1 protein-coding gene is annotated in these 412 nt (G+C 44.2%); it reads right to left on the bottom strand.

Going from position 1 to position 412, the window contains the following annotated elements; translation table 11 throughout:
* Nucleotides 1–412: sigma-70 domain-containing protein (locus ETC00_RS20100; protein ID WP_305792678.1), on the bottom strand; the 412-nt coding region annotated here is incomplete at both ends.

The raw sequence follows: 412 nt of genomic DNA on the forward strand, positions 1-412 counted from the left end.
GAATAATATTCGCTAGTTGCGCAATTTGTTCTTCACGCAACATATGTTCTTCTGGTGACGGAGATCGGGCATCACGAATCGTAAACGTTGGTTGGTCATCTTCCTCGTCAAACGGCCGCTCATCGAGCGATAAAACATGGGCGAAAAACTGTTCGCTCATCACCGCATATACTTCATCTTCTGAAATGTTTAATGCTTCCGCCACTTCTTTGGCGCTAACGTCACGCATATATGTTTGTTGCAACTGCTCAATTGTCGTTTCAATTTTTTTTGCTTTCTCTCGCACGCTGCGCGGGAGCCAATCTTCTTTGCGCAATCCGTCTAAAATCGCGCCACGAATGCGAAAGGAAGCATACGTATCAAATTTTAAATCACGTGAAGGATCAAACTTTTCTAGCGCATCATATAAGCC

It is taken from the genome of Brevibacillus sp. MCWH (assembly GCF_013096935.1).
GTDB classification, from domain to species: domain Bacteria; phylum Bacillota; class Bacilli; order Brevibacillales; family Brevibacillaceae; genus Brevibacillus; species Brevibacillus aydinogluensis.